Raw genomic sequence first — 19,368 nt, forward strand, 5'->3', positions numbered from 1 at the left:
TCACCATGGATTCAGAGTATGAATAAGTATGAGTACTTATGTCAAAAAATCCATTCACAACACCAGGGAGGAAACGCAGCATGGTCAGTCAACCTAGATTGAAACGACCCGTGGCGGCACTCGTTGCCATCGTCTTTTTAGCCTCACTCCTCATAACGACCATCTTTGAGGTCTATACAAAAGTTTCAGCGAGTACACCGGTCAAACCAGTGATTTTAGAATTGACCGATCTTGCAGAAAAAGATAAAAACACGACGGATGTGACATATGTCATCCCGTCACAATTAAATTTGGGAGCCGAATATACGGTCGAAACGATGACCGTTAAACAGTTTAATGCATCTCGAGAAGACTTATTAGGGAAGTATGATGCTGTCGTATTTGGACCGTCGCGGGCAACTGGCACTCAAGCAAAATATAGCTCGAGTACGGTCACATACGACTCTTCGTTAAACGGGTCTAGTGCCATTCGGACGGTTACTCAAAAATCGCATGATACAAGATTTCTAGACAATGATTTAACTTTGTTAAAAGCAAAACAAATTCAGGAAGATTTACTTGCTAATGGAATTCCTGTTTTACTTCATGAAGATGTATTTGTTAACGAAAATAGTTCTCCAAAACAATTTGATCAATTGAAACAAACCGAAGCACGCACTTATAAATCGGTAGATGAAGCGAAAAAATATTTGCAGACTTATTTTGCAAGCAACAAACCGAATAAATTCAATCGCGTGACAACCCTACAAGATGCTAAAACCCTTACTTCTTTAGTAGATGTCAAATCAGCTTCTTCGATTGTCCCCGCAGTGCGTGGTAAAGCAATTCAATTTGATTATTCACTTGATAACAAGCCATCTGATAGCGCGACTGTCGAGCTTTATATCGATTTTGATAGTAACGATCGCTTCACTCAAAATGAATGGATTGAAACGGTACAGGCTAAACAAACAGGTTCGCTTTCATATACAATCGATGCGCCGAGTTACACGAGTCCCCGTTATTGGAAAATCATCATGAAAGATCCAGTCATGAAAACGTACTCGTATAAAACAGGACGCTTTTTACTGAAAGATGAAAAAGCAGTGGCAAAAGTGCTACAAGTTACAGCCGATACTTCAGATACAGCGAGTACTGGAAACTTAAAAAATACGTTCACAAATAATCAAATGCTAAGTTACGGAGATTTATATGAATTTGATTTGGAGACGATTAGTTATAAGCAACTAACGGATAGAATCTGTGGGCAAAATCTCAACAAGAACAAAGAATGGTTTTATAGTAAAGATTTAATTATATTCGGATTCAAAGATTCATACATCTCTGGGCTTACGAATACATGTACGCATTCAGAATTGAAGGAATTTATGGATCAAGGTCGTGGAGTTATGTTTACGCACGATATGCTATATCGCACTGAAAGTAGTGGCAGATTCAATGTGAAAAATATGTGGGAGAATAATTTCGCATCACGTTTTGCGACAAGAGAATACACGAATATGGGAATTTATGCTCAAAATCCTTCAACAGAAGTCGTTCAAACCGCGACAGGGCTATTCACTGAGTATCCTTATAAAATAAGCTCTAGTTCAATAGCGAAGAAAAAAGTCAAAACAACACATAATCAATACTTCTCACTAAATTTAGAAAATGAAGATTTGACGACGTGGTTTAATCTTGTCGGAAGCAACCGTACCGCCGGCGATAGTTCCAATCACTACTATATGTATACAGTTGGAAACTTGACATATTCCGGAGCAGGTCATGTTCAAACGTTTAACGAGCAAGATGAGAAAGAGATATTTGTGAACACGATGTTCCGTGCCTTCATCGGATCGAACCATGCTCCGAAAATTGAGGTGATCAACCCTCAACTGGAACAGGATCGACAAGCAAGCGTATACGACATTGAACCGCTTTACTTGTCATGGAAGTCGCTTGACTATGATTTTGCAGACCGCTTTTTAGATACACGTGTCTTGATCAACGAGAAGCAAGTTTATCCAGCGGAGAACGGAAAGTTTGCCAGTGTTCGAAACGGGGAGACGAGCGGTTTCTTTTATGAACATAACGCACAGGCTGGTTCGCAGTTAAACGTTCGGATTGAGACGAAAGAACAGCGTACTAAAGGTGCAATCACATCGACTGAATCCTTTGTCGTCAATGTCTTAGAATCTGAGGAGGCTGCGTTCGTGTCTCGGACGATTAGCCCGTTAACGACAGAAGTCGAGAATCAAATCGCTCTTACGTACAACCTGAACTATTCGGTACCATTTATTCAAAAGCCGAACGGTAACGCGTATAAAGAATTTGCGTGGATTGTGAACGTTGAAGAAACGATTCCAAGCGGTTATTCAGTTCTAGACAGTTCGTTACCAACAGGATGGAAGCGAGTCGGCGATAAACTTGTCGGGTCGATTACAGATCAATGCGTCATTCAGAACGGTGATCGAAGCTGTAAGGTGAATGATACAAAAGTAGAAGTTAAGCTTGTTGCGAATAAAGTAGGAAACTATACGTTCGACCGAGGGACATTTGATTATGTTTTTGAAGCGAACCATAATTCGAACGGTACGGACAAGCATGATGTTGAGAAAGAAGGGGCTGGTAAGCTTTCTTCAGTCAATACGACTGTTCTTGAAAAAGAAATTGAACGGTTGCAGCTCGAGGGCCCGATTTATTTGAATATCGGGGAAACACGTCAAGTGACACCTATTCTCACCCCTGAAACAGCACGCAAACTCGATTTAAAATGGGTAATTGGCTCTTCGGCTGTAGAGTTGACGCCGAGCTACGTCAACAACAGTGCGTCGATTAAAGGGATGAAGCCAGGGAAGACGACAGTACGAGTAGAATATACATCTCCAGTGACGGGGAAAACGATTCGATCAAATGAGATCGAAATCATTGTCGATGATCCGCCAACGCAGTTCTCAGCGAATAACTTAAATTTGTTGGTCGGTGAAGATGGGATCATTCGACCGTCTATTAAAACGACGAATGATGAGTATCGGAACTTCCGATTTGATATCGTTTCAGGTCAAAACGCCGTCAACGTCGTTCAGCAGACGAAGCAAGAACTTAAGTTGAGCGGAAACGCACCAGGAACGGTTCAAGTCAAAGTATCGCTTGTGAATCAACCGGCGAATCAGCCGGTTGCACCAATCTTTGTCAATGTACAGGTTTCACTGCCGGCGTTGAGTGTGTCTCCGACTGAGGCGACGTTATGGGTATACCGTGATTCAGAAGGAACACTGGTTCAACAATCAACCAATCTATCTCTTATTCAAACAGGGTCAGTCCGATTGCCGGTCAGTTGGGAGCTTCCATCCGGTACAAGTGAAATCACGTTAGGTGCGCCACGAGCTGATGGTGTGACTGTCCAGGCTGTTCAAGGGACAGGGACGATGCAGCGCTTGATTCCTGTCACAGGAGCATTCACGAACTTTGCTTCTCAACGCGTCACAGCGATGATTGATGTTAAAGAGTACCCGCAAGACATGCTAGCGTCGAACATCGAGCTTTACATGGAAAACTCACCGTACACGTATGAACCGGTCTTCTTGCCGAGTACAGCAAACGTGCGAGGTTTTGGAATGCAGGTGGCTGAAGGTTCAGACGTCGTAGAAATCGTGGATCAAACAAAACTGCGGTTGAAAAAACCAGGACTTGCAAAAGTACGAATTGCGACAGAAGACGTCAGCCGCTTCTTCCCTGGAACGAATGGGCCGAAAATTGTTTATCGTGAATTTTATGTGCGAGTTCGTGAAGGCGCAGATCCTAATCCCGGTTCACCGGAAGATGCAGGAGATTACTATTGATGAAATGGAAAGTAATTAGTGTCATCCTGTTCGTCGTTTTCATTGGTGCGGCAGGATGGGGCTATACCTATTACCAGACAAAACAAGTAGATGAATCGCTTCAAACAGCTGATACTGAACAACTCGCTACGATTTTAGAGCGACCGCTCGTCAACGTACAAGCCGAGTGGATGGAGAAGGCAGTTGAACAGTACGATGTTCCTTCAGTGCTTGTTTTGTACGAACACGGTGGAGTTCTTACAGATAAGCAATGGATTTACTTGGCTGACTTGATGACGTTTGAAGAATTCGAACGCATGGTGAAGGCCGGTGCACCGCTTGATGTTTCAATCCCTTCGAGCACGTTGTTAGAAGGGTTGTATAGCTTGAATGACGAGCCAGAAAAATGGCGCTTGGCTCACGAACGGATTGATGTTGCGTTTTTAAATACACATCCTAATATTCTGATTCAAGCGGTCTATGATGGGAATACGGAGGCCTTTACAGACTTGATTGAACGTATGGATACAGAAATTGTGCCATATGAAGAAGTCGCACCGGTTGTCATGGAAATGAATCAGCAATTGATGTTAGAAGCGATGGTTAAAAAAGGGTATCAACCCAAATGAAAACAAGGACAATCCTGTGACGGATTGTCCTTGTTTTCATTTTAACGAATTTGCACAGGCTGACTGACGAAGAACTGCAGTTGATTTGTTACTGGCAACGTATCTAATTGATTGAAGACTGCATCGTTATACGAAAGTTTTAGTCGTGATTGTGACGCGTCGTGCGCAGGAATACGGCTATCGAAGTATTCAGCCGGGCTCAGATTATCTTGACTGTTGAACGTTCCACGAAAGACGTTCACATTCATCGGACCTTTACTATACAGTCCACCTTTAATCTGTAAAATTGAGCCGACAGCATAGACGTATGTCGGTTCGGAAGAATCGCTATACAGAAACGCCTGTAATGTCGTCGGAGTTTCGTCGAACTCATTGATTCGGTTCAATAAAATCTTCCCTTTTGAAAGCAAAATCAAAGAGTTTCCTTTGGACTCGTCAATCGGTAAAATATTGGCCCGATCGATAAACGTATCACCAAGTGTGTAAACTGTCGATTCAAACGAGATGTTGCCTCGAATCGTCAAATTCCCTCTCACAATAAGGGGTCGTTCAATCGTTAAACGGTCAGTCGATTCAATGACTAAATCTCCGTCAAATAGCAACGGGGCTGATGCTTTCGCAATTGATTCAGTCACATACATGGCACGATCAGCTAACGTTGCGGGTAATTCGATAATTGTTGGGTTCGTGAACGCATTATACGTACGTGCGGTTAAGTAGGGAGTAGGTCTTTCGATAACCGTCACACCGTCTTCGGCGAGAATACGCTCGACTTCGAACACTTGATCTGTTGATGGAATCAAAACACCATTGAAAATTGAAGCGTCGATGGTATTCGTGTAGCTTAGCTTTTGATCCAAATAGCGATTTAAAAATTCAATAATCGAATAGTCATATTGGAATGGAGAAAACTGACTCGTCGATATGCCGGCGTCCGGCAATTCACCAGCCACCTCTTCGCCAGATGTGAAATAGTTCGATTTGCTGCAGGTTGCACAATCATTCTGATTCTTCAAGTCGATGCGACCATCGAGATGGAGCAAGCTTGTATCAATGTTGTCTATACGTTTCGCCACGCCGTCCAGCTGATAATTCGCCGTCCGGTCAAACGTCAATGGCCCACCTGAGAAGATGTTCCCTTTCACGGTCGGCATCCCGTTCACCGTCAACTGCTCATCCGACCCGAGTACGTAATACAAAAAGGCGGGCAGAGCCGTCAAATAAAGGTCTTGTGTGTATTCGACCGACAGGAGCGGTTGCTCAGGATTCGTCTGTCGGCTCGCGACGACGTTTACTTGTAAAATCTTCGTGAACGGTGCAGTATCGAGCAGGTTCGCGTCCGCATTCTCTTTTAATTGAATTGAATAGCTGATCTCGCTGTCGCTCTCGCTCGGGAGATTAAGGAACGGTTCGTTTGAGACGAGTGCGCCTTGAATCGCGTCATTAAAAGCGGACTCCGATTCCATATGAGCCGGTACATCATTTGCGTCATGAAGTGGGAAACGATTTCGAACATCCGCCGCAATCAGATTGAGCGCACTTTTTGCGTCTTCGTTCAGCTGCGTATCTTCCGTGCGGATGACCGTCAGCTTATTCGTGACCAAGTTCACTTGCATGGCAGCGAGCGATAAGACGGCGAGCGCGGCCATCGTCACGAGGACGAGTACGAGGACATAACCTTCTTCTCGTTTATGCATAAGTGGTGCCTCCTTTCTTCTCAAAATGGGATCGAGCTTTTAAACGTTTTAATGGAATCGGGATTTGCCTTCAACGATAGGTTCATCTCGATTTCAATCAAGCCGCTCGTCATATAGTTCGGTCGCCGTGGATCATAGACGGGCTCAATCAGTTGAATCGTAATGTTATCTAGTAAGACGTTCGGATTACTCGGCACGTATGAATCTGCTGATAAGTTCAAGCTGATCGGTTCGTATCCGGCTTCCCGATAAATCATCCCAGTCGATGAGATGCGAGGTTCGGATAGTTGGTGGAATTGGTAGGTGTCATCTACTTCGGTGACGGCATCGAATTCACTCCGGTTGACTTCGGATAGGATGGACGTGACTAAATAGTCGGCCTCACTGCGCAGTTCGCTCGTTTCGCTCGTCAATTGAAAACCGAGCGTTCCTGAAATGAAGGCAGTGATGATGACACCGCTTAAGATCGAGGCAACGACGACGGTCACAAGGAGCTCGACGAGCGTAAAACCTTCGGACGCTTTACTGAACGAGTTCACTTTCTGGGACAGCCGTTTCAGGGAACGGCTCACGTAACGTTGCATTCGAAATCACTCCTTTCAACGTGACAGGTGTTCGGAGTCGATCGGTCGTCACGGAAATCTCGACTTCGATTGTATTTGACGGCAGCGTTGACAATTGGGTGATGGTAGCGACGTACGTCTCACCATGGATCCGATAGTCAGAACAAAAATCACATTCTGAACTCACGCCGTTTCGATTCAACAGTTTATTCAAGTCAAGCGTTTCTTGAACAGCTGAGGCTCGTCGATCTAATGTATGCAGTGCGTTTTGAGCGACTTGGTTGGCGATGGTCGTACTCAGACTATCATTCGTCGTCTTCAGGCTTTGGCTGAATATGTTTAACAAGGAGAACGAGACAATCGATAAAATGACGATCGACACGAGTACTTCGACGAGCGTAAAACCTTTTTCGGAACGGGCCAACGCATTGACCTCCTTTTCAAATATAATAAAATACTAGGAAAAAAGCGTATGATTACCTAAATAAATGTTAATTTATGTCCAATGCATATTATACTAAAGTTAGAGTACGAACGGATAGTAAATCGAAAGTCTCAGTTTTTTACATAGGGGGAATTGGAATGAAGCAATATGGGATGCACTTTTTCATCCTGACATGTCTTGTGTTGCTCGTGTCGTTACCGACAATCGGGCTCGTCAACTATCTCGACGCGTCAGCGAAGACGAGTGCTACATATAAAGACACACGTGTCGCCGGGATCGATATATCGGGGATGACGAAAGAAGAGGCGGTCGTCCGTCTCGACAATGCCGTCAAAGACTTCGCAAACGCACCGTTCACGGTCACGCTCGTCGACGGGACGGCGCTCGAAGTCGGGAAAGACGTCGTGACGTTTAACGTGAACGATACGCTTGAAGCCATATCCGAACCAGGGGACTATCCGCTCATCACAACAATCGATGAAGAGCGAATCGCTCCGTATTTAGAGAATCAACCCGTCACGATGACAATGGTGACCCCACCGCTCGTCGCCTCGGCGTCTGAGCTCGATTCGAACGTCGCCCTTGAGATGGTCGCAGAAGAGAACGAGGTCGTCGCGTCGATGACGATTAGTCCGACGCCGGCAATGCGCTCGGCGTTAGAACGGATGAACGGATTTGAAATGGATGCAGGCGACATGTTCAGCTTGAAGTCGTTCGGGGAAGATTTTGAAGCACTCACGCCGCTCGGCTCGTCGCTTTATAAATTGTTTGCGGCGACTCCGTTCAAAGTGCTCGAGCGTGTCCCGCATGAAGTGCTTCCAAGCGGTATCGAGCTCGGCTACGACGTCAAAATCGATGCCGGATCGAACTTCGCCGTCCAAAACACGGAACAATCACCTTACGCCATCATCGTCCTAGATGAAGGGAACGTGATGACGGTGCAACTGCTCGGGAAAGCGTTCGTCGGCGCGTACGAATCGCGGGTCGAAGAAGTCGCAAGCGTGCCGTACCAAAACGTGATCCGCTTCTCCCCATCACTCCCGGCCGGAAGTTCTTCGGTGACGCAATCCGGTCAAACTGGAGAGTCAGGGAAGTTGTATCGCATCCGTGTCACCGAGGCAGGCGAGACGCGTGAACTGTTGGGCTTTGATTTCTATGAGCCGGTACCGGAGATCGTGACGAAAAGTTCGGTCCCACTACCGCCGCCTGAACCGGTTGAACCGGTCATTCCAACGTTCCCGGACGAAACACTGGACGACGATCCGTTTAATGACGATATAAAAGATGATGGATTGAATGAATTTGAAGAGCAACCGCCGGTGGACGAGGACGTCCCGGCGTCTAGCGAGGAGGCAGTCGGATGATCGGATATGTAATACTGCTCGCTTTTTGGGTGCTGGCCACGTTGACGCTGTTTGCCTTGTCAATCCCATACGTACGGAAGCGCGAGACGAAACTCGTCGTGTCGGTACTTGTGGCCGTGTTATCGCTCGGTATGTATATGTTGTATGCGGAATCGCTTGAACGGACGTGGTGGGCTTGGCTCCTCCTCGTCATCGGTTTAGCGGGCGGCGCAGCGTTGAGCGTCTTCATTGAACAGCGAGACGTCGAGCAGGAGGTACCTCAGAGGATGGTGAAGTAAGGTGAGACGAACGAAAAAACGATTAGGCGAGATGTTGATTGAGGCTGGATTGATTACGAACGAGCAACTCGACGAGGCGCTCGCCCAAAAGCGGCGAGGCGAAAAACTCGGCGATGCACTCATGCGGTTGCACTATTTGACCGAGACACAATTGATTCAAGTACTTCATGAACAACTGGACGTACCAATCATCGCACTATATTCGCAAGACATTAACGTGACCGTCACAAAACTCGTGCCAAAAGCGATTGCCCAAAAGCACGACATCATGCCGATCGAATTACAGGGGAACACGTTGTTCGTTGCAACGGCGGATCCCCTTGATTTGATTGCGATTGATGACGTTCGGCTGCAGACCGGGATGAATATCGAGGTCTACATCACGACACGTGAACAAATCCGGAAGACGATCAGTCGGTATTACGAAATGGACGCCTCGCTCATCGAGATTTTAAAAGATGAGGCGCCGGAATTCGAACGGCAAGAGACGGCATCGCGCGACGATGCCCCGGTCATTCGGCTCGTCAACCAGCTGTTTTTGAGCGCGATCGATCAACGGGCGTCAGATATCCATTTCGATCCACATGAGAAGCAACTACACGTCCGCTTTCGTGTCGACGGTGATTTACGGACAGAAGCGGTTTATCCAAAGAAAATTCAAAGCGTCATGCTGACGCGACTTAAAGTGATGAGTAATCTAGACATCACGGAAAGTCGGCTGCCTCAAGACGGTCGGATCAAGTACACGCTACGCGATCGCCCATACGACTTCCGCGTTTCGACGCTCCCGACGATGTACGGCGAAAAGATCGTCATCCGGGTGCTCGATTCTTCACAAGGGTTGACCGACTTGACGAAACTCGGGTTCGGCGACCATAACGAGATGTTGTATCGCGACATGTTGAAGCGGCCGAACGGCATTATTTTGATCACAGGGCCGACCGGTTCGGGTAAATCGTCAACACTGTACGCATCGCTCAAAGAACTAAATGACGAGTCGAAGAACATCATCACAGTCGAAGATCCGGTCGAGTATCAACTTGACGGTATCAATCAGGTCCAAGTCAATGCGAAAGTCGGGCTTACGTTTGCTTCCGGCCTCCGCTCGATCCTCCGCCAAGACCCGAACATCGTCATGGTCGGGGAGATTCGGGATACCGAGACGGCCGAGATTGCGATCCGGGCCTCGCTCACCGGACATTTAGTCTTATCGACGCTCCATACGAACTCGGCGATCAGTTCGATCACCCGCCTCGTCGATATGGGGGTCGAACCGTTCCTCGTCGCGGCTTCAACGTCCGGCCTTGTCGCCCAACGCCTCGTCCGCCGCGTCTGTCGCGACTGTGGTCATGAGCAACCGGTCTCGAAACGGGAACAAGAACTGTTCGACGCCGAACATGTGGCGATCACACGCGTCATCCGCGGAAACGGGTGCTCGTCGTGTAACTTTACAGGCTATCGTGGGCGACTCGCCATCCATGAAGTCGTGCCGATTGATGAAGAATTGCGTCGTTTGATCATGAACCAAGCGACCGAGGCCGAGATGGTCGAGCAAGCGAAGCGATCCGGTGCCCGGTTCTTGCTCGCCGACGGTCTCGAGAAAGTCGCTCAAGGTTTGACGACGACCGAGGAAATACTGAGAACAGTCATAACGGAGTGAACCTATGATCCATCAATCAATCGAAGCGATTTTAACGAAAGCGGTCGAACAACGTGCCTCAGACATTCATCTGACCGCCGGTTCGCCACCGATTTTCCGGATTGACGGCAGTCTGATTACGATGGGCGAGGAGAAAGTGCTCCCCGTCCACATCGAAGGCTACTTAAAAGAGATCATGACCGACGAGATGCGAGGCCGCCTCGAGAACCAGCGCGACCTCGACTTTTCGTTCGGCGTGCCCCGCGTGTCGCGCTTCCGTGTCAACGCTTACTATCAACGTGGCACGATCGCCATCGCGTTTCGTTCTATTTCCGGGGAAATCCCGACGTTGAACGAACTCAATTTACCGCCGGTGCTCAAGCGCCTCATCGAGAAACCACACGGGTTGATCCTTGTGACCGGGCCGACGGGGTCTGGGAAATCGACGACGCTCGCGGCGATGATCCATGAGATCAACCGGACGCAGCGAAAGCGCATCATCACACTTGAAGACCCGATCGAATATTTACACTCGCACGATCAGAGCATCGTCGACCAGCGGGAAATTGGATCGGACGTCATGAAGTTCGTGAACGGCCTCCGGGCGGCGCTCCGCCAAGATCCGGACGTCATCTTGCTCGGGGAGATGCGCGACTTGGAGACGATCTCGACGGCGATGACCGCCGCTGAGACCGGTCATCTCGTCATGGCGACACTCCATACGTCGAGCGCGATGTCGACCGTCAGCCGGATCATCGACGCTTTCCCGGCCGAACAACAAGATCAAATCCGGACCCAACTCGCCAACGTGTTGCTTGGGGTCGTCAGTCAGCGCCTGTTCCCGCGTGTCGACGTGCCGAAGGGTCGGGTCGCGGCGATGGAGATCATGATCGGGAACGCAGCCGTCGCCAACTTGATCCGGAACGAGAAGGAGTTTCAGCTCCCGACCGTCATCCAGACGAACCGGCAGAACGGGATGCAATCGATGGAAATGTCGATTGAACAGTTGATCCGTCAAGGGGTCATCAATCCAAGCGCCGTGCCAAGCGAAGAAATGAGGTGAGACTATGGCCATCTTTCAATACGAAGGAAAACTGCTGAACGGGAAGCGCAAGAAAGGGCGGATCACCGCCGTATCGCTCCGGGAAGCCAAAGATAAACTTCGGCAAGAGTCGATTCTCGTCACTGACTTGTCCGAACTCGAGTCGACCGGACTGAACACGGAAGTCAACTTATTGCCGGAACGCGTCAAGATCGAGCATTTGATCATGTACGTCCGCCAGTTCGCCACGCTCATCCGGGCCGGCGTCCCAATCGTCCGGGCGACGTCGATTTTGCGCGTCCAGACGGAATCAAAGCTGTTGAAGAAGACGCTCAGCCAAGTCGAGGACGACCTTCGAGAAGGGATTGCCTTTTCGGAAGCGATCAAAAAACATCCGCGCGTGTTCTCGAACTTCTTTAGTTCGATGGCACTCGCGGGTGAGGCGAGCGGTAACTTAGAAGAAGCACTCGACCAAATCGGGCTCCAACTTCAGAAACAATATGATATTAAACGTAAAGTCATTTCGGCGCTCACGTATCCACTCGTCGTCTCGATTGTCGCGATTGGCGTCGTCGCTTTCCTCATGGTGAACGTCGTCCCGACTTTTGCGACCATTTTCGGACAGCTTGGCGGTGAGCTTCCGCTCATCACCCGAATCGTCGTCGCCGTCTCAGACTTCGTCGCCGCCTATTGGTGGTTATTGTTCGGTGGTGCACTGCTCGGCGTCCTCCTGTTCTCGTGGATGTTAAAGCGTGACAAGGAACGGTTCTTGATCGACGGGTTGTTGCTGAAGATGCCGATTTTCGGACCGATCGTCCTAAAGTCACAGATCGCGCTCTTGACACGAAGCTTGGCCGTCTTACTGCAAGCGGCCGTGCCGATCTTGTCAGCGATCGAGATCACGGAGAAGATCGTCTCGAACCGGGTCATCCGTAAAGGGCTCGGACAAGCGCGCAATATGATGGCGCAAGGGATCCCGCTCCATGAACCGCTCGAACGGAACCCGAACTTTCCGCCACTCATGACACAAATGATTGCTGTCGGTGAGGAAAGCGGAGATTTAGATTCGATGTTGAACGAAGTCGCCGAATTTTATGAGACCGAGGTCGAGACGACGACAGACCGGTTGAAGTCGATCATCGAGCCGCTGTTGATCGTCGTATTGGCCAGTATCGTCGGGGTCATCGTCATCGCCATCGTCGTCCCGATGTTCCAAATTTATGGAGATATCCAAAATCAGTAGAAAATTCTTAGTTTATGCATATAAACTACTTTTCAACACCATATTTTGAATGTATAGTAAAATTGCACTACTTATTTTAGTACTACAGTAATGAATCCAGCACAAAATACAGCAAAACACGTAAAAGGGGAGAATCAGTCATGTTAGAAAAAATGAAAATGATTTGGCAAGATGCGAAACAATTGAAAGATGAGCGCGGACTCACACTCGTCGAGTTGCTCGTCGTCGTCGTTATTTTAGGGATTATCGCAGCCATCGCCGTTGTCGCGATCGGTGGGATTATCGAGAACTCGAAGAAGGATGCTGTTAAATCAGATGCTAAACAAATGATTAGTGCTGCGAAACTCTACACGGCTTCAAATGACGTAGCTGATGGAACAGTCCTTATTTTTGCCGGCGATGTAGCCACTACAGGAACGCCTAAAGAAGTTGACGCGAAATCCTACATGCAAGAAACTAAAGATCCATACGGCACTGGAAGCTACACAGGTGCTGGTGTTAAAGTAACTAAAGCTACGAATGGTAATTATACTTACGCTGTCTTTGTAGACGGAGTTAAAGATTTGGGTACTAAAGCTGCGCCAATTGCTGAAGCTTCAGTTTCATCGACTACACTATAATATTTCCTTCCGGCTGGCGCTGGGCTCTCGCTCAGCCTAGCCGGTTTTCTGTTTTTGGCATATACTTACAAGTAAGGAAGTGACCAATTTTGGTTGACCTCATTGGACTCATTTACAGCATCGTGCTCGGGATGATCATCACCTCGTTCACAAACGTCGTCGGGCTCCGCGTGCCACGCAAACAGTCGATCGTGACGCCGCGGTCGCATTGTCCGTCGTGCGGACACGTCTTGTCCGCTTGGGAACTCATCCCGGTGTTCGGTTACATATTGTTACGCGGCAAGTGCCGCGGCTGTGGCGGACGGATCGCGCCGACGTATCCGCTGTTCGAACTGCTCGGGGCGGTCGGTTACGGCTATAGCTTTTGGCTGTACGGATTCTCCGGGACGACGTTGCTCGCGTTCGTCTTCTTATCGACGCTACTCGCATTGGCGATGTCAGATTTGTCGACGATGCTCGTGCCGAACGTGATTCTTCTATTTGCGGCACCACTGCTGCTCGTCCTCGCTTATGCGTCCGGAGCCACATGGTGGAGCCCGCTCGCCGGGGCCGCGCTTGGATTTTCTGTCCTCGCCACCGTTTTTTTCGTCTCAAAAGGGGGACTTGGGGCCGGCGATGTCAAACTGTTTACAGTGATCGGTCTCGTGCTCGGACCACGTGACGTATTGGTCGCCTTATTTTTAGCGAGCTTGATTGGAGCGGTCGTCGGACTGTTACTGATCGGACTGAAACGGATCGGACGCAAGCAACCGATCCCGTTCGTCCCGTCGATCGCACTCGGTACGATGCTGACGTTTTGGTTCAGCGAACGTTTTTTTGATTGGTATTTTGATTTGATGTAGGGGGAAACAAGCATGAGCCGGGCTATAGAGAAAGGAACGGTCGCGTACTTCTCGTTCGATGCACTCAGCATCCACGGGGCCGTGATTAAACAAGGCGTCTTTAAACGAAGCGCTTCCGTCCAATTGGCGAAAGGTGCCTATGCGGAAGGTTTGATTCAAGACGAGAACGCGTTCGGACTCGCCTTTGACGAGTTGTGCCGTAAAATAAAAGTAAGAAAAGGGATGGTCTGTGCCGTCGATATGGCGGAGACGGAAGTGCTGTCCCGCAAAGTCGAGATTCCATCGAATATCCCGAAAGACGAGATCCGTGGCTATTTGTTCATGGAAATCGGCAGCTCGATCATCCTGCCGTTCGACGACGTCGCCTTCGACTACGAAGTGCTCGGCGAGACGGATATGAAGACCGAGGTCATGTTGCATGCCGTCTCGGTCGATTTGACGAAAGCGATCCGCGCCTACATGAAGAAACGCGGCTTCGCCTTGAAAAAAATTGTCCCGCGTCCGATCGCGATCGCGAACGGGGTGTCTCGACTCGAGACGCTCGACCCGCTCAAGTCGACGCTATTGTGGCACGTGACACCGTTCGCACACCAACTGCTCGTCCTCGAGGAAGGACAGGTCCGCTTCATCCGTGCCATCGAAAATGACTTAGCGTATCGTGCCGACACGACAGACGGCATCGTTACATATACGTTCAACGGCTCAAGCGAGGCGTTAGCGAATCGAACCGATGAATGGTTGAACGAGCTCGCTCGTTTCCTCGACTTCTACCGTTACTCGCTCCGTACGGACGGACGCCCAATCGATGAGCTGATCATCTCCGGGACGGTCCCGGAACTCGACGACCTCGTCCGGACGATTGAACTGGAATCGATGGTCCAGGTCAAACGGATCGAAGACCCGTTGCCGTTGTCGCATGCGACGCCGCTAACCCATCAGATGCTGCCGCTTCTCGGGATGGCGACACTCGACCGCGACCATGACGCCAACTTCATCAACGCGACCGACGTGACGCTGCGTTGGCCAATCATTGCGAGTCTAGCCGCCTTATTGATTGGCGGCGGACTGACCGGTTATCTTTATTACGAGGTGAATGGGATCGAACAGGACAAAGCACAAGTGAACGAACAGTTACAGCTCGTCCGCATCTACCAGACCGAACAAGTGAACTCGAAAGGGCAGCAAGTCATCTCGCTCGAGCAGACGGTGACCGCGCTGACGACTGAAGAGAAGCAGGCGGTCCCAGCGCTCCGTGCGCTGACCGAACAGTTGCCGCCGACAGGTTACGTCTTGACGTACAACTATGCCGATGGTTCGCTCATGAGCGTCCGGACCCAGTTTGAGACGCTGCCTGACTTGAACGCGTTCCAACGGGCGCTGTTGAACGATCCGCGGTTCGATAACGTCAAACTGCTCGGTGTGACGACCGAGACGAAAGCAGAAGCGGACCAAGACGCGGAAACGGATACGGGGACACCGGTTCTAAATGCGTCAGATGAGCCGCTCCCACGCTATATCGGAGAGTTCACGTTCACGTTTATCGATGCCGAACCTGAGACGCCTGAAGGCGAGACGGAACAACCGGAGGAAGATGAGGAGGTGGTGAGCGAATGAAACGTTCAACGATTTATTTGATCTTTACAATTTGTTTGTTCGCAGCTATCGCCGTCCCGTCGTACTTCGGCTACCAGTACTTTATCAACCAAGGTGAATTGAAGGCGCTCGAGCGCGAGCTGTCACTCGAACAGACGAAACTCGAACTGTTGCGCCAAGAAGGCGAAGTCGTCGACGTCGCCGACTCGCAGCGCTTGCAGACACGCGTCCCGACGGAGCCGGCCCTAGATACGGTCGTCGAAACGTTATCGCAAGCGAGCCAGCTGTCTGACGTGCGTGTGACGAGCATCGCTTTTGCGGACGGACTCATCGCCGAATCGGAAGTGCCTGAACCGATCGACGAACCGGAACCGAACGATGTGAGCGAGACGGCCGAACCGGCTGAACCGGTCGAGATCACACCGGTCAACGCCTCGTCCGTCCGCTCGACGGTGTCGCTCCAAGCGGAGACGTATGAGGCGCTCGTCCTCTTCCTCGAGTCGGTCGAGTCGATGAACCGGGTCCACATTTTACGGACCGTCCAGTTCACGGGACCTGCCGAAGCGGGCCCGAACACGACCGAACCTGCCGCACCGCTCGACTTCACGGTCGAACTCGATGCGTTTTACCGGCCCGACCTCGATCAACTTGTCCCGGACCGCTACGTGCCGACGCAGACGTTCCCACGAAAAGATATCCCGGTGTACGATTACACGACACCGTAAACGAGCGTCCCTTCGAAAAGAAGGGGCGTTTTTTTTGGCGTCTTGGATTGTGTTCGGGTGACGCTTTGCCTACAATCAACAGAGAAGCGTGAAACGGCAAGGAAGCCCGTTTCGAAAGTATGGAAGGAGTCGATACAATGAACACAACACAGAAACGTGTCATCCTCGCCTCGATGTCGCCGCGGCGGACCGAGTTGTTGAAACAAGCCGGCATTTTGCACGAGGTGATCCCGTCAAACGTCATCGAAGGGACTGACGGACGTGAGCATCCGGACGAGTACGTCGGACGTCTCGCCCGTGAGAAAGCGATGGACGTCGCACGAGACAACCGCGACGCGATTGTGATCGGGTCGGACACGGTCGTCGTCCTAGACGGAACGATTTTAGAGAAACCGAACGACCGCGATGACGCACGCCGGATGCTCAAGCATTTGTCAGGGGCGACCCATGAAGTGCTCACAGGCGTCAGCATCATCGGACCAGACCGGCATGACTTGTTCGTCACGACGACGCACGTCACGTTCATCGACATCCCGGAGTCTTGGCTCGACGGCTACCTCGATTCGTCGGAGCCGTATGACAAGGCCGGTGCCTACGGGATCCAAGGGTCGGGCGGTTTGTTCGTCGAACGGCTCGAAGGGGATTACTATAACGTCGTCGGCCTCCCGCTCCGGCCGCTCGTCGAGACGCTCGAGCGTCACGGGGTATCGCCGCGCTTTCTGTGAATGATGCGAGAGTAGGTGAAGGAATGACTATGGTGCTCGACCGAAGTGTTGAATCCGCTATTGCCAGACTGCTTCAAATCGGTGGACGGGGCGGGGACCCGCAGGCGACGGCCCGGCGGTTGTCAGATGTATATCCGACGCTTCGGGCACTGTCACAGGCGTCCGTGCACGACCTCTGTCAAATCGAAGGGATGACGAAGAAGAAAGCCGAGCAGTTGCTCGCGGCGTTCACAATCGGCATCCGTTACGTCGAAGAGCCGAAAGTAGAGTCGCCGACGATCCGGTCGCCGCAGGATGCGTACGAGCTGCTGCGTGATGAGCTCCGGCTACTTAATCAAGAACATTTCGTCTGTTTTAAGTAGACATAAAAACTAAAAAAATCTGACTAGCTTAACGTCATAAACCTTTTTAACAGATGCGGTAGGGGAAGAAGCTTCTACGAGTTCGATCGACTCGATGAATTGTTGTACAAAAGTTCTCTTCTCCTCATCTGTGAGGTACTCGTAGTTCTGGTTGAATTCGTTGGATAGTTGTTTAATATATTCCGGGTTAACATTACCGAAAGTTGTTTCATCCTGTGAGGCGTTTAATTGCCGTTCTAAGTCCGAGTAACGTTTTCTTGTGTCGTCCATCCGATTTTTGAACTCGGTGTCAGAGATTAGGTCTGAGGCCCATGCACGCTGATATTTTTCGCGCTCTCGTTCAATGCGACGAATCTCATTCTCGATTAGCTGCAGGTTATCTTTCTCGGCCTCGAGTTCTTCATGATCATTCTCATCAAAGGTTAGAGCATTCATATGCTGAATGAGCTGCAGTGTTAGCTTATATTCTGAAATGCTTACCGGCTCTCGTCCATCTAAGGCGCATGACTGGCAGCGATAACGGTTAGCTGATCGCTCCATCCCATTCTTATTTTTCCAGCGTGAACATTCCGAACTCAATCGATTGCCACAAGATGGACAGACGATCTTGGTTTGATAGATAAAGTTGTAATTCGTTTCTCGTTTCTTTTGAAGCTGACGTGACTTAATGATGTTCTGGAGTTGCATGAACTCTTCTTTGCTCATGATTCCTTCATGAGTGCCTTCATAGACCTCATCATTCCATTGCATTGCTCCGTAAAGCACTGGGTTATGCAGTAGGTCTAGCAAAGACGCTATGTGCCATTTATAGCCTCTACGTGGCTTATGGGAGGTATTCTGCATATACATTGATAGTTGGCGGAAACTGTATCCCTCTTTAACCTTACGTACCATAAGTTTTACGGCCTCAATCTCGTCTGGATTTATTTCCAGGCGTTTTTGATCGTTCTTTCTGAATCCATAAGGGGCAGGAGCGGACCATTCACCTTGTCGTGCTTTTTCGATCTGGCCAAGTCGAACGCGCTCGCCCAAGTTTGCTGACTCCCATTCGGCGATTGCTGCGACAATGGTGATAAACATGCGACCCATAGCAGTCGAGGTGTCATACACTTCTGTTGCTGAGCGGAACTGACAATTATGTTTCTCTAGGAAGTCTAAAATGTCATGTAAATCACGTACACTTCGAGTAAGTCGATCCAGTCGATAAACCAATAGCACATCGATTAATCCATCCTCGATGTCTTTCATCATTTTCTTTAATGCTGGTCGTTCAGTGGAACGTCCAGAGATACCCTCATCTACATAAAACTTAATCGTTTCCCAACTCTGTGCGACGCAGAATGCTTTTAAGCGTTCGCGCTGACCTGAAATAGAATAACCTTCTATGGCTTGCTCTTCTGTCGAGACACGGATATACAATGCAGTACGTCTGTTTTTTGTAATCATTTTGCCCCTCCTCTACTATATATATTACATGCAATATTGAAAAAAAGTTAAATAAGTAATACAATAAGAACGTAAGTTCGTATAAATGAATTTTTGTGAAAAAAATCTTCCTATGGTAAATTTATATTGATATTGGAAAAACGAAGGGAGAATTAAGACACATGGATGTAATTAAAAAGGTGAAATTTTCTAGTTTGGATTTATCAGAAGAATTTTTTGATTCTTTAAAACAAGATTATTCTGAATTTGAAGATTGGTTTCTAAGAAAATCAAATGAAGAAGCTTATGTCATATTTAATAGTTCGGGCAATTTAGATGGATTTTTATATCTTAAAGAGGAAGACGATGCTGACTC

At 49.2% G+C, this 19,368-nt stretch carries 17 protein-coding genes and 1 pseudogene; 14 read left to right on the plus strand and 4 right to left on the minus strand.

The genetic code is table 11. The features are described from left to right. Positions 1-80: 80 nt before the first annotated feature. Positions 81-3,821 carry a DUF5057 domain-containing protein gene (locus A6395_RS13085; protein WP_071399370.1) on the plus strand — a complete coding sequence of 1,247 codons (3,741 nt, stop codon included), beginning with the start codon at positions 81-83 and terminating at the stop codon, positions 3,819-3,821. Further along, the gene (locus A6395_RS13090) at positions 3,821-4,429 is read left to right on the plus strand and encodes a hypothetical protein (RefSeq protein WP_071399371.1); all 609 of its coding nucleotides are present in this window, start codon (positions 3,821-3,823) and stop codon (positions 4,427-4,429) included. The genes A6395_RS13085 and A6395_RS13090 overlap by 1 nt, the downstream gene beginning before the upstream one ends. Positions 4,430-4,470: 41 nt before the next feature. Here A6395_RS13090 and A6395_RS13095 read toward each other — a convergent pair whose 3' ends face one another. Genes A6395_RS13095 through A6395_RS13105 form a run of 3 tightly spaced genes read right to left on the minus strand, consistent with a single transcriptional unit; the run spans position 4,471 to position 7,113 of the window. Continuing rightward, positions 4,471-6,126: a hypothetical protein gene (locus tag A6395_RS13095; protein ID WP_071399372.1), complete on the minus strand. Its 1,656-nt coding sequence runs from the start codon at positions 6,124-6,126 to the stop codon at positions 4,471-4,473. A gap of 20 nt (positions 6,127-6,146) precedes the next feature. Beyond that, positions 6,147-6,710, minus strand: coding sequence for a prepilin-type N-terminal cleavage/methylation domain-containing protein (locus A6395_RS13100; protein ID WP_252100543.1), 564 nt, complete (start codon positions 6,708-6,710; stop codon positions 6,147-6,149). Then, positions 6,649-7,113, minus strand: a complete 465-nt coding sequence (locus tag A6395_RS13105; RefSeq protein ID WP_071399373.1) for a type II secretion system protein — start codon at positions 7,111-7,113, stop codon at positions 6,649-6,651. The genes A6395_RS13100 and A6395_RS13105 overlap by 62 nt, the downstream gene beginning before the upstream one ends. 158 nt (positions 7,114-7,271) lie before the next feature. Here A6395_RS13105 and A6395_RS13110 point away from each other — a divergent pair, with 158 nt between their 5' ends. The 11 genes from A6395_RS13110 (at position 7,272) to A6395_RS13160 (ending at position 17,567) form a co-directional block, all read left to right on the plus strand. Next, positions 7,272-8,498 carry a G5 domain-containing protein gene (locus tag A6395_RS13110; RefSeq protein WP_071399374.1) on the plus strand — a complete coding sequence of 409 codons (1,227 nt, stop codon included), beginning with the start codon at positions 7,272-7,274 and terminating at the stop codon, positions 8,496-8,498. Continuing rightward, positions 8,495-8,776 carry a hypothetical protein gene (locus A6395_RS13115; RefSeq protein ID WP_071399375.1) on the plus strand — a complete coding sequence of 94 codons (282 nt, stop codon included), beginning with the start codon at positions 8,495-8,497 and terminating at the stop codon, positions 8,774-8,776. The genes A6395_RS13110 and A6395_RS13115 overlap by 4 nt, the downstream gene beginning before the upstream one ends. A 1-nt stretch (position 8,777) precedes the next feature. Continuing rightward, entirely contained in the window at positions 8,778-10,436 is a 1,659-nt protein-coding gene (locus A6395_RS13120; protein WP_149038983.1) for a GspE/PulE family protein, read from the plus strand. 4 nt (positions 10,437-10,440) lie between these two features. Then, on the plus strand, positions 10,441-11,478 hold the full coding sequence (locus A6395_RS13125) for a type IV pilus twitching motility protein PilT (protein ID WP_084813075.1): 1,038 nt from the start codon (positions 10,441-10,443) through the stop codon (positions 11,476-11,478). Between the two features lie 4 nt (positions 11,479-11,482). After that, positions 11,483-12,700 (plus strand): type II secretion system F family protein, encoded by a 1,218-nt coding sequence (locus A6395_RS13130; RefSeq protein ID WP_071399376.1) that lies wholly within the window; start codon positions 11,483-11,485, stop codon positions 12,698-12,700. A 140-nt stretch (positions 12,701-12,840) separates the two neighbouring features. Next, on the plus strand, positions 12,841-13,320 hold the full coding sequence (locus A6395_RS13135) for a prepilin-type N-terminal cleavage/methylation domain-containing protein (protein ID WP_071399377.1): 480 nt from the start codon (positions 12,841-12,843) through the stop codon (positions 13,318-13,320). A gap of 89 nt (positions 13,321-13,409) precedes the next feature. Further along, positions 13,410-14,162: a prepilin peptidase gene (locus A6395_RS13140; RefSeq protein WP_084813076.1), complete on the plus strand. Its 753-nt coding sequence runs from the start codon at positions 13,410-13,412 to the stop codon at positions 14,160-14,162. Positions 14,163-14,174: 12 nt separating this feature from the next. After that, positions 14,175-15,776 (plus strand): pilus assembly protein PilM, encoded by a 1,602-nt coding sequence (gene pilM, locus A6395_RS13145; protein ID WP_071399378.1) that lies wholly within the window; start codon positions 14,175-14,177, stop codon positions 15,774-15,776. Continuing rightward, positions 15,773-16,480: a hypothetical protein gene (locus A6395_RS13150; RefSeq protein WP_071399379.1), complete on the plus strand. Its 708-nt coding sequence runs from the start codon at positions 15,773-15,775 to the stop codon at positions 16,478-16,480. The genes pilM and A6395_RS13150 overlap by 4 nt, the downstream gene beginning before the upstream one ends. Positions 16,481-16,617: 137 nt before the next feature. Then, positions 16,618-17,205, plus strand: coding sequence for a Maf family protein (locus tag A6395_RS13155; protein WP_070327700.1), 588 nt, complete (start codon positions 16,618-16,620; stop codon positions 17,203-17,205). Between the two features lie 23 nt (positions 17,206-17,228). Then, positions 17,229-17,567 (plus strand): helix-hairpin-helix domain-containing protein, encoded by a 339-nt coding sequence (locus A6395_RS13160; protein WP_252100544.1) that lies wholly within the window; start codon positions 17,229-17,231, stop codon positions 17,565-17,567. A 9-nt stretch (positions 17,568-17,576) separates the two neighbouring features. On the opposite strand, the gene A6395_RS13165 is transcribed toward A6395_RS13160, so the two are convergent. Then, a complete protein-coding gene (locus tag A6395_RS13165) occupies positions 17,577-19,013 on the minus strand; it encodes a recombinase family protein (protein WP_071399380.1) in 1,437 nt (478 codons plus the stop codon). Between the two features lie 161 nt (positions 19,014-19,174). Here A6395_RS13165 and A6395_RS13170 point away from each other — a divergent pair. Beyond that, a pseudogene (locus A6395_RS13170) lies at positions 19,175-19,368 on the plus strand (hypothetical protein); the annotation flags it as partial.

The sequence above is a fragment of the Exiguobacterium sp. SH31 genome (assembly GCF_001816105.1).
In the GTDB taxonomy this organism is placed as follows: Bacteria; Bacillota; Bacilli; order Exiguobacteriales; family Exiguobacteriaceae; genus Exiguobacterium; species Exiguobacterium aurantiacum_A.

What these genes read in the sequence shown, in the direction of transcription:
- A6395_RS13085 (WP_071399370.1), top strand. Translation starts at nt 81, where the DNA reads ATGGTCAGTCAACCTAGATTGAAACGACCCGTGGCGGCACTCGTTGCC.
- A6395_RS13090 (WP_071399371.1), top strand. Translation starts at nt 3,821, where the DNA reads ATGAAATGGAAAGTAATTAGTGTCATCCTGTTCGTCGTTTTCATTGGT.
- A6395_RS13095 (WP_071399372.1), bottom strand. Translation starts at nt 6,126, where the DNA reads ATGCATAAACGAGAAGAAGGTTATGTCCTCGTACTCGTCCTCGTGACG.
- A6395_RS13100 (WP_252100543.1), bottom strand. Translation starts at nt 6,710, where the DNA reads ATGCAACGTTACGTGAGCCGTTCCCTGAAACGGCTGTCCCAGAAAGTG.
- A6395_RS13110 (WP_071399374.1), top strand. Translation starts at nt 7,272, where the DNA reads ATGAAGCAATATGGGATGCACTTTTTCATCCTGACATGTCTTGTGTTG.
- A6395_RS13115 (WP_071399375.1), top strand. Translation starts at nt 8,495, where the DNA reads ATGATCGGATATGTAATACTGCTCGCTTTTTGGGTGCTGGCCACGTTG.
- A6395_RS13125 (WP_084813075.1), top strand. Translation starts at nt 10,441, where the DNA reads ATGATCCATCAATCAATCGAAGCGATTTTAACGAAAGCGGTCGAACAA.
- A6395_RS13130 (WP_071399376.1), top strand. Translation starts at nt 11,483, where the DNA reads ATGGCCATCTTTCAATACGAAGGAAAACTGCTGAACGGGAAGCGCAAG.
- A6395_RS13135 (WP_071399377.1), top strand. Translation starts at nt 12,841, where the DNA reads ATGTTAGAAAAAATGAAAATGATTTGGCAAGATGCGAAACAATTGAAA.
- pilM (WP_071399378.1), top strand. Translation starts at nt 14,175, where the DNA reads ATGAGCCGGGCTATAGAGAAAGGAACGGTCGCGTACTTCTCGTTCGAT.
- A6395_RS13150 (WP_071399379.1), top strand. Translation starts at nt 15,773, where the DNA reads ATGAAACGTTCAACGATTTATTTGATCTTTACAATTTGTTTGTTCGCA.
- A6395_RS13155 (WP_070327700.1), top strand. Translation starts at nt 16,618, where the DNA reads ATGAACACAACACAGAAACGTGTCATCCTCGCCTCGATGTCGCCGCGG.
- A6395_RS13160 (WP_252100544.1), top strand. Translation starts at nt 17,229, where the DNA reads ATGACTATGGTGCTCGACCGAAGTGTTGAATCCGCTATTGCCAGACTG.
- A6395_RS13165 (WP_071399380.1), bottom strand. Translation starts at nt 19,013, where the DNA reads ATGATTACAAAAAACAGACGTACTGCATTGTATATCCGTGTCTCGACA.